Consider the following 9,453-nt stretch of genomic DNA (forward strand, 5'->3'; position numbering starts at 1 on the left):
CCGCGCCGGGGTCGCCGGCGGCGGAGCCGGCGGACGGGCCGTCGGCCGGCTCGCGCTCGCTCATGCCGCGCGCTCCGCCTCGCGCTCGGCCGCCAGGACGACGTTCTCCAGCAGCAGCGCCCGCGTCATCGGGCCGACACCGCCGGGGTTCGGGGAGACCCAACCGGCGACCTCGGTGACACCGGGGTGGACGTCACCGACGATCCTGCCGTTCTCGTCGCGGCTGACGCCGACGTCCAGGACGGCAGCACCGGGCTTGATGTCCTCGGGCTTGACGAGGTGACCGACGCCCGCAGCCGCGACGACGATGTCGGCGCGGCGCAACTGCGCGGAGAGGTCGCGGGTACCGGTGTGGCACTGGGTCACGGTCGCGTTCTCACTGCGGCGGGTCAGCAGCAGCGGGAGGGTCCGGCCCACGGTGGTGCCGCGACCGACCACGACGACCTCGGCGCCGTTGAGCTCGACGCCGTACTGGCGCAGCAGCCGGATGATGCCGTTGGGGGTGCAGGGCAGCGGCGCGGGCTCGTTGAGCACCAGGCGGCCGAGGCTGACCGGGTGCAGACCGTCGGCGTCCTTCGCCGGGTCCATCAGCTCCAGCACGCGGTTGGTGTCGATGCCGCGGGGCAGGGGGAGCTGGACGATGTAACCGGTGCAGGCGGGGTCGGCGTTGAGCTCGCTGACGACGGCCTCGATGTCGTCCTGGGTGGCCGTGGCCGGCAACTCCCGCTGGATGGAGGCGATTCCGACGGCCGCGCAGTCGCGGTGCTTGCCCGCGACGTACTTCTGGCTACCGGGGTCGTCGCCCACCAGCAGGGTCCCGAGTCCGGGGGTGATCCCCTGGAGGCGCAGTGCGGCGACGCGCGCGGTCAGGTCGGACTTGATGGCGGCTGCGGTGGCCTTGCCGTCGAGAATCTGGGCACTCATGGGGGTCATCCTCGCGGATGGCGGGCCTCCGGCTCCAATCGGCTCCCCGCGAGCGGCGGTGCTGTGACAGGGGTGAACCAACGGGTACCGGGCGAGGACGGACGGTAGGCGACCGGCAGCGGAGAGCGGCGAACGTCGGGAGCGGGCAACGCCGGTCACCGGTCGGCCGAGGAGACGGCAGGTTGCAGCTTCGAAACAGTGCGCGCCGGTCCCCGGAACGTCCGGGATGACGGTCATATGATCCCGGGGACCGTCCGGGGGGATGCCGCAGTGTGCGTCAGGCGACCCGTCGGAGGGTCGTACCGCTCACTCGATGGCAGAAGGAACACCCACATGAGCTACCCGCCTCAGCCGGGCAACGAGCAGAACCCCTACGGCCAGGGCCAGAACCCGTACGGCCAGCAGGGACAGCCCGGTCACCCGCAGCAGGGCCAGCCCGGCGGATACCCCGGCTACCCGCAGCAGGGCCAGCCCGGCGGATACCCCGGCTACCCGCAGCAGGGCGGTCACCACGGCGGCGTGGTCCCCAACGCCTACGCGGGCTGGGGCTCGCGCGTGGTCGCCTACATCCTCGACTACATCGTCTTCTACACCGTTCCCGCGATCCTGATGGTCGCCGGTACGCCGACCGTCGTGGGCGAGTCGCCCGGCGGGCTCTACTACTTCGGCGTGCTGCTCAGCATCGCCGCCATGATCCTCTGGGGCTACCTGACCGGCACCACCGGCCAGACCCCCGGCAAGAAGGCCGTCAGCATCGAGGTCCTGAAGGAGAGCACCGGCAAGCCGGTCGGGGCGGGCATAGGCATCGCCCGCACCCTGCTGCACATCGTCAACGCCCTCCCCTGCTTCCTCGGCTTCCTGTGGCCACTGTGGGACGCGAAGAAGCAGACCTTCGCCGACAAGATCGTCGGCACCGTGGTGGTGCGGAAGATCTGAGCATGAGCCACCCTCTCGTGCAGCAGGCCGACGGGGCCGCGTCCGTGACAACACGGCGCGGCCCCGCCGCCGTTGACCCACCCGCCGCCCCAACGGCGCCCGGCGCGGGGCCGGTCGGGAGCGCGGCGCACTCCGCCGTGGTGCGCGGCACGTCGCGCACCGAACACCCCCGTGATGTTCGATGACGTTCATCAACTCGCGTAGAGAATTGACATGCACCTGCTACATTGCTCGGTAATTCTCCCCAGGTAACCCCCACTTACCGCCAGGAGGCGCTCCGTGCTCCGTCCCCCCACTTACCGCCGCACCCGCTGGCTCGCCGCGACCGTCGTCGCCTGCGTCGCGGCGCTGCTGGCCGCCCTTCTCGGCTCCGCCGCGACGGCCGCCCCGCCCCGCATCCCCTCCGCCGCCACCGCCCAGTCCGAGCTGAACCAGCTCCGGGTGGCACCCGAGGGCTCGATGGCGGGCTACTCCCGCAGCGAGTTCCCCCACTGGCGCTCCAGCGGCGGCTGCACCGCCCGGCAGACCGTGCTCCAGCGTGACGGCTCCAACGTGCAGGTCGGCTCCAACTGCCAGCCCACCTCCGGCAGCTGGTACAGCCAGTACGACAACACCACCACCTCCACGGTCTCGCAGGCGACCATCGACCACGTCGTCCCGCTCGCCGAGGCGTGGCGCTCGGGCGCCAACAGCTGGAGCCAGCAGCGCCGCGCCGACTTCGCCAACGACCTGTACTGGCCGCAGCTGATCGTTGCCAGCTCCTCCTCCAACAGCTCCAAGGGCGACCAGGACCCCGCCGACTGGATGCCCCGCACGGAGTACCGCTGCACCTACACGCGCATGTGGATCAGGGTCAAGCACACCTACGACCTCACCGCGGACTCCGCGGAGCGGAACGCCCTGCAGTCCGCGCTGAACACCTACTGCTGACCCCGGCACCCACCGCACCACCCCTCGACGGCCCGTCCGCCCCACCCGGCGGACGGGCCGTCGGCCTGTCGTGGCGACGTCCCCGGCGCGCCGAGGACCGCGCACCGGACCCCGCGCGCCGCGCACGGACACGATCCCGGCCCGCGCTCGCGCCGGGCGCGGGGTTCGCACGACCGGTCAGGAGTCGGCGACACCGGCGTGCGCCCCCGTGGCGAGTACGGCGAATGCCCCCTCCGATTGTGGTGAGATGCCCCTCATGAGCGAATCCACCGAACGCACCACCGTATTCAAGGCCCCCCGTGGCGGACTCATGACCGACGAGGTGGGGGTGATCAGCGGCGAACTCGAACTGCTCACCGACGCGGACTCCGACGGCACCCTGGCACTGAAGGTCCGCTACGCCGGCGCCGACGAGTGGTACACGATCCAGGGCGGGCCGTTCACGCTCCACGACGCCCGCGACCACGAGGTGCTCCACGAGGTTCTGGTCAGCATGCTCCACCGCCCGCAGCCCTGAGGCACCCTCCGAAGAGCCGACCGGCGCACCCCCGTTCGGGTGCGCCGCGGCCCCCGCCCGGTCCCCCGTACCGGTGACACCACCGACCCCGGGTCGAGGCGGCGCGGCTACGCCCGCCCTTGCCCGGGCCCCGCCCGGCCCGGGTCCGTTTCCCGCCCCCGGGCCACCCCCGATCGCCTCGCCGCCGCTCCGGCACAGCGCGTCCGCCGCCGCTCCGCGCGCTCGCGCGATATCACACCCGCAATTCCCTGGCTGTAATCCGACGTGGGACACGGTTACCCCGTGGAGGTATTCGCGGAGGGGCGTCGATAAAGCGGCGGAAACACCGGGGAAACCCGACCACCTGCCACCGCGCACCGTCCGCACGCGGAACAACACTGCCCGTACAGCACCCGAACCCCGCGACGAACACGCAGGTGACACCGATCCTGACCGTAAGTCAGTTGTGTATTGAACTCATTTCGGCCGTGCGGGCGCGGCTTTTCGGCTGGACCTTGCGCACAAGGCTGGGACACGTCTATAAAGTGCCCATTCCCGTGCGGGGCCGGGAAGCCGGAATTTCGCACAGCATCCGCCTGGTGAAAGGCCTTCCGAACGTGCCGACGCCCACCCCGCCCGCGCTGAGCCAGGGACCGCCGCTGCAACCGGGTCACGACGACCCGGGCAATGCCGTGGAGGCCCTGCTGCGGGCAGCCAGGAACGCTCCCACGGCCGGCGTGGTGACCCTCGCCGCGGACGGGACGACCACCCGGCTCGACTACCCGGCCCTGCTGGAGCGCGCCCGGCGCATCCTCGGTGGCCTGCGGCGGCACGGCGTGGCCGCCGGTGACACCGTGATCCTGCAAGGGCTCCCGCTGGCGGACCACTTCGCGGTCTTCTGGGCATGCGTCCTCGGCGGCGTCCGCCCTGCCGCGCTGGTGGAGAGCCAGGACCCCGACACCACGGGACCGGTTCCGGAGCGGCTGGCGCACACCTGGCGCCTGCTGGGCGAACCGCTGGTGGTCTCCGACACCGCGGGGACCGCCGTGCTCGCCCGCCAGGGGGGCCCGACCGCCGCCGACGTCGACCGACTGGCCGACGGACCGCCGGCGGTGGCCGACCACAGGCCCGAACCCGACGACGTGGCGCTGCTGATGCTCTCCTCGGGCAGCACGGGCGCACCCAAGGCGGCGCAGCTCACCCACCGGGCACTGTCGCTGTTCGCCGCCTCCAGCGCCGACGAGTTGGAGGTCGGCGCCGGGGACGTCTCGCTGAACTGGCTGCCGGTGGACCACAGCGGCGCGTTCCTGATCTACCACCTGATGCAGGTGTACCTCGGCAACACCAACGTGCACCTCCCGACCGAGCTGGTGCTGGCCCGGCCGCTGCGCTGGCTGGAGCTGATGGCCGAGTGGCAGGTCCGGCACAGCTGGGCGCCGATGTTCGGCTACCGGCTGATCAGCCGGGAGCTGGCGGCGGCGCCCGAGCTCTCCTGGGAGCTCTCCGGGGTGCGCACCCTCCTCTGCGGCGGCGAACAGATCAAACCGGAGGCGGCGCGGGAGTTCCTCGACGCGGTCGCGCCCTTCGGCGTCCGGGAAGAAACGTTCCGGCCGGCGTGGGGGATGGCGGAGACGACCACCGCCATCACCTGGGGACGGTTCGCCTCGCCCACCGGGGTCCGGCGCGTGGTCCGCTCCAGCCTGGGAGGCGAGCTGGTCTGGGCGGACGCGGCGACCCCCGAGCACGAGACGGTGACCTTCGTCGCCGTCGGTCCGCCCGCAGCGGAGTCGTCGCTGCGCGTCGTCGACACCGCCGACCGGCTGCTGACCGAACGCCGCATCGGGCGCCTGCAGGTCGACTCGGTGCGCGTCACCACCGGCTACGCCAACAACCCGGCCGCGACCGCGGCGGCGCTGACCGCCGACGGCTGGCTGGACACCGGTGACCTCGCGTTCCTCGCCGACGGCGAGCTGGTGATCACCGGCCGGTCCAAGGACGTCCTGATTCTCAACGGCCACAACTACACCTGCCACGAGATCGAGGACGCCGCCACCGCGGCCTCCGGCGTCGTCCCGGGGACGGTCGGCGCCTGCGGCGTCCCCGACGCCGACTCCGGGAGCGAACGGCTCTACGTCGGCTTCGCCTCCGCGACCGGCGATCCGGAACAGGACGCGGCCACCGCGCGGGAGGTGCGGGCGGCGGTCTTCCGGCGGCTGCGCCTCTCCGACGTACGGGTGGTCGCGGTACCGGAGGCGGAGTTCCCCCGCACCAAGAGCGGCAAGGTCCGGCGTGACCAGCTGGCGCGGATGATAGGCGGCACGAGCGCCGAGCCCGCCCACTCCGTCCCCACCGTCGAGGCCGCCACCGCCGCCTCGGCGGTCGGCACCCCGGGCGGCACCACGGTCGGCACCCCGGGGGCCGCTCCGGCCGGCGCCCGCGACGACGCGGACTCCCCCGGCGCGGGCCCCGCGGCCGGGGCCGACGCCCCCCGGCCGGACGCGGTCGGCACCGTGCTGACCGCGGTGCGCGCGGCGATCGCCGCCGCGGCGGGACGACACGTCGCCGACGACGTCGCGTTCTTCGACCTCGGCCTCAACTCCCTCGCTCTCGCACGGGTACGGGCAGCGCTCGAACTCGACCTCGGCACCAAGGTGGCCGCAGCCGCCTTCTACGAACACCCGACCGTCGCCGACCTCGCCCGGCACGTCGCCGAACACGTCGCGCGCCCCGCGGTCGCGGGCGCCCCCGGCGCCACGGCACAGCGGGCGGCACCCCCCGCGGGCGGCGGGCCGACGGACCGCCGCATCGCGATCATCGGTATGTCCGCCCGCTTCCCCGGCGCCCCCGACATCGACCGGTTCTGGGCCAACCTGCGCGAAGGCCGGGACAGCGTCGGCGACTTCACCGCCGCCCACGCCGCCGCCGGCCCCGTCGACCCGGCCCTGCGCCCCGTCGCGGGCGTGCTGACCGACGTCGACGCATTCGACGCGGCCTTCTTCGGCGTCAGTCGGGCCGAGGCCCGGCTCATCGACCCGGCACACCGGCTGTTCCTGGAGACCTGCTACCTCGCGCTGGAGCACGGCGGTCACGCCGGTGACACCGCCGGGGAGCGCATCGGGGTCTTCGCCGGATCCGGGATGCACCTCTACGGCCACCAGGACGCCCCCGGCTCGACCGGTGACGCGTCGCACGACGACGGCGCCGCCGCCGTGCACGCCGCCACCGGGGGCCTGCCGGACTTCCTCGCCACACGCGTCGCCCACCGCCTGAACCTCGCCGGGCCCGCCATCGGCGTCCAGACGGCCTGCTCCACCTCGCTGGTCGCCGTGCACCTGGCGGTGCAGGCACTGCTCTCCGGCGACGCCGACCTGGCGCTGGCGGGCGCCGCCGCCGTCCGGCTGCCGCAGGAGGCGGGGTACCGGCACGAGCCCGGGTCGATCCTCTCCGGGACCGGCCGCTGCCGGCCGTTCGACGCGGACGCGGACGGCACCGTCGGCGGCAACGGTGTCGCGGCGGTCCTGCTGAAGCCGCTCGACCGCGCGCTGGCCGACGGCGACACCGTGCACGCGGTGATCGCCGGCACCGCAATCAACAACGACGGCGGTGCCAAGGCCGGCTTCACCGCGCCCTCCGTCGGCGGCCACGCGGACGTCGTCCGTGCGGCGCTGCTCCGCGCCGGGGTCGCCGCCGACACCGTCTCCTACCTGGAGGCGCACGGCACGGGCACCGCCGTGGGCGACCCGGTCGAGTTCCGGGCGCTGACCCGCGCGCTGGCCGGGAGGCCCGCCGACGCGCCGCGCTGCGCGCTCGGTTCGGTCAAGGGCAACATCGGCCACCTGGACACCTGCGCCGGCATGGCGGGCCTGATCAAGACCGTGCTGATGCTGCGCCACCGCGAGCTGGTGCCCACCGTCAACCTGTCGCGCCCGCACCCGGACATGGACTGGTCGGGCGGCCCGTTCCATCCCGCCACGGAGCTGCGGCCCTGGGTGTCGCGGGACGGCGGACCGCTGCGGGCAGGGGTGAGCGCGCTCGGAGTAGGCGGCACCAACGCGCACGTCGTGCTGGAGGAGGCACCGCCCGTGGCGGCCGGCCCGCGCACGGCGGCGGCCGGCCCGGTCGTGCTGCCGCTCTCGGCCGCCGACGCGGCCACCCTCGCGGAACTCGTCACCCGGGTCGCGGACCACCTCGACTCGCCGTCGGCCCCACCGGCGGCCGACGTGGTGCGGACACTGGCGCTGGGCCGACGGCACCTGACGCACCGCCGCGCCGTCACCGGTCGGACCACCGCCGAACTGGTCGCGGCGCTGCGGCAGTCGGACCGGGTCGCCGACCGTGCGCAGCGCGGGCCGCTCGCCTTCGCCTTCAGCGGCCAGGGTGACCTCCGGCCGGGGTCGGCCACCCGGCTGTACGAGGACTTCCCCCGCGCACGCGCCGTCCTCGACCGGTGCGAGGCGCTGTTCCACGCGCACGCCCCGGACGCCGGCGGGCTGCTGGAGCCGCTGTGCGGCGCGGCGCCGACCGGCTCCGACGCCGGCGCGCCCTGGCCGACGGCCACCGCACAGACGGCGCTGTTCGCCCTGCAGGCGGCCCAGTGGGCGGCCTGGCACGGTGTCGGTGTGACACCGGCGGTCGTCCTGGGCCACAGCGTCGGCGAGTACGCCGCCCTGCACGCGGCGGGCGCTCTCACCCTGGCGGACGGCGTGCGGATCACCGCCGAGCGCGGACGGCTGATGCAGGCGACCGCCCCCGGCGGGATGCTGGCCGTCGTCGCGGACGCGGCGCGGAGCGCCGAACTCGCCGCTCGGTGCGGGCTGGAGGTCGCCGCGGCCAACGCGCCCGGCCACCACGTGCTGGCGGGCCCCGACGAAGCCGTACGCGCCGCCGGCGCCGTCCTGAACGGCGAGGGCGTGGCCTGGCGGGCCCTGGCCGTGGACCGCGCCTTCCACACCGCGCTCATGGACGGCGCACTCGACGGGCTGCGGACAGCCGTCGAGGGGCTGGAGCTGCACCCGCTGCGGTTCCCCCTGATCACCACTGCCGACGCCGTGGCGCACGCGCCCGGAACGGTCCTGACCGGCGACTACCTGGTCACGCAGGCCCGGCGCGCCGTGGAGTTCGCCGACTCGCTGGCCGAGGTGGCTGCCTCCGGCTGCACCGACTTCCTGGAGCTCGGCCCCGGCCGGGTGCTCAGCGGCGTCGGTCGCCGCGCGCTGCCCCGCAGCCGCTGGACCCCGACCCTTCCCGAACCCGACGGCGACGCCGTGTGGCCCGCCGTGGCGGCTCTCTACGAGCTGGGCGTCGACCCCGACTGGACCGAACTCACCCCCGAAGGACGCCGCGTGCCCCTCCCCGCCCATCCGCTGCGCCGCACCCGTTTCGGGGAGCCCGCGAAGCCCGGGAACAGTCCGGCCGAGCCGGCCACCACGCAGACGGCGGCGAGTGCCCCCGCCGGGCGGAGCGCGTCCTCCGATGCCGAGGCGGCCGTCGAGCCGGTCTCCGTGGCCGAGGTGGCCGCGACGGTGGCGGCGGAGCAGACCGGTGTCGTGCTGGCACGGGTCCGCGAGGTCGTCGGCAAGCGCCTGGGTTCCGACGCCGACGAGGTCGACGCGGAGGGGACGTTCCTGGAGCAGGGCGCGGACTCGCTGTCGATGATGGCCGCTGCCCGTGACCTGGCGACCGAGTTCGACGTCAGGGTGCCCGTTCGGGATCTGTTCGGCGACTCCGACACCCCGGAGAAGCTGGCGCGTGCGATAGCCGCCCAGCTCCCCGCGCCGACCGTGCCGAGCACGCCCACGGCGCCGACCGCACCGGAGCACGCCCCGGCCGCGCGCCCCTCCGCGCCCGCCATGCCCGCGGCCCCGCCGGCCCCGGCCGCCCGCCCGGCACCGCCGATGCCGACGGCACCGCCCGCGGTATCCGCCGCTGCGGCGGCCCCCGCCGTGTCCGCCGACGCCGGGACGACCGGGGGCGGCGCCTCCGCGGACTCCCGGGAACGGCTGGTGGAGCGGCAGCTGGCACTCTCGGAGCGGCTGGTCGAGCGCGTGACCGCGACGTGCCCCACCTGCCGCCGAAGGACCGGGGCATCGCCATGGTGTTCCAGAACTACGCGCTCTACCCGCACATGAGCGTCGCGCAGAACATGGGCTTCGCGCTCAAGATCGCCG

General features: G+C 74.4%; 4 protein-coding genes and 2 pseudogenes. 5 read left to right on the plus strand and 1 reads right to left on the minus strand.

What is annotated here, in order from left to right; all coding sequences use genetic code 11:
- Positions 1-60 precede the first annotated feature (60 nt).
- Positions 61-924, minus strand: coding sequence for a bifunctional methylenetetrahydrofolate dehydrogenase/methenyltetrahydrofolate cyclohydrolase (locus HCJ92_RS19050; protein WP_167934834.1), 864 nt, complete (start codon positions 922-924; stop codon positions 61-63).
- Between the two features lie 333 nt (positions 925-1,257).
- Between HCJ92_RS19050 and HCJ92_RS19055 the strand changes: the two genes are divergently transcribed.
- From HCJ92_RS19055 to HCJ92_RS25870, 5 genes and pseudogenes are all read left to right on the plus strand, one after another.
- Positions 1,258-1,860 carry an RDD family protein gene (locus HCJ92_RS19055; protein WP_167934835.1) on the plus strand — a complete coding sequence of 201 codons (603 nt, stop codon included), beginning with the start codon at positions 1,258-1,260 and terminating at the stop codon, positions 1,858-1,860.
- Between the two features lie 279 nt (positions 1,861-2,139).
- Positions 2,140-2,790 (plus strand): GmrSD restriction endonuclease domain-containing protein, encoded by a 651-nt coding sequence (locus HCJ92_RS19060; RefSeq protein WP_338054261.1) that lies wholly within the window; start codon positions 2,140-2,142, stop codon positions 2,788-2,790.
- 256 nt (positions 2,791-3,046) lie between these two features.
- Positions 3,047-3,307 (plus strand): hypothetical protein, encoded by a 261-nt coding sequence (locus tag HCJ92_RS19065; protein ID WP_167934836.1) that lies wholly within the window; start codon positions 3,047-3,049, stop codon positions 3,305-3,307.
- 671 nt (positions 3,308-3,978) lie between these two features.
- A pseudogene (locus tag HCJ92_RS19070) lies at positions 3,979-9,030 on the plus strand (beta-ketoacyl synthase N-terminal-like domain-containing protein); the annotation flags it as partial.
- 227 nt (positions 9,031-9,257) lie between these two features.
- Positions 9,258-9,453: pseudogene (locus HCJ92_RS25870) on the plus strand (hypothetical protein); the annotation flags it as partial.

Origin of the sequence: Streptomyces spiramenti, assembly GCF_012034385.1 — a bacterium.
In the GTDB taxonomy this organism is placed as follows: domain Bacteria; phylum Actinomycetota; class Actinomycetes; order Streptomycetales; family Streptomycetaceae; genus Streptomyces; species Streptomyces spiramenti.

What these genes read in the sequence shown, in the direction of transcription:
- HCJ92_RS19055 (WP_167934835.1), top strand. Translation starts at nt 1,258, where the DNA reads ATGAGCTACCCGCCTCAGCCGGGCAACGAGCAGAACCCCTACGGCCAG.
- HCJ92_RS19050 (WP_167934834.1), bottom strand. Translation starts at nt 924, where the DNA reads ATGAGTGCCCAGATTCTCGACGGCAAGGCCACCGCAGCCGCCATCAAG.
- HCJ92_RS19065 (WP_167934836.1), top strand. Translation starts at nt 3,047, where the DNA reads ATGAGCGAATCCACCGAACGCACCACCGTATTCAAGGCCCCCCGTGGC.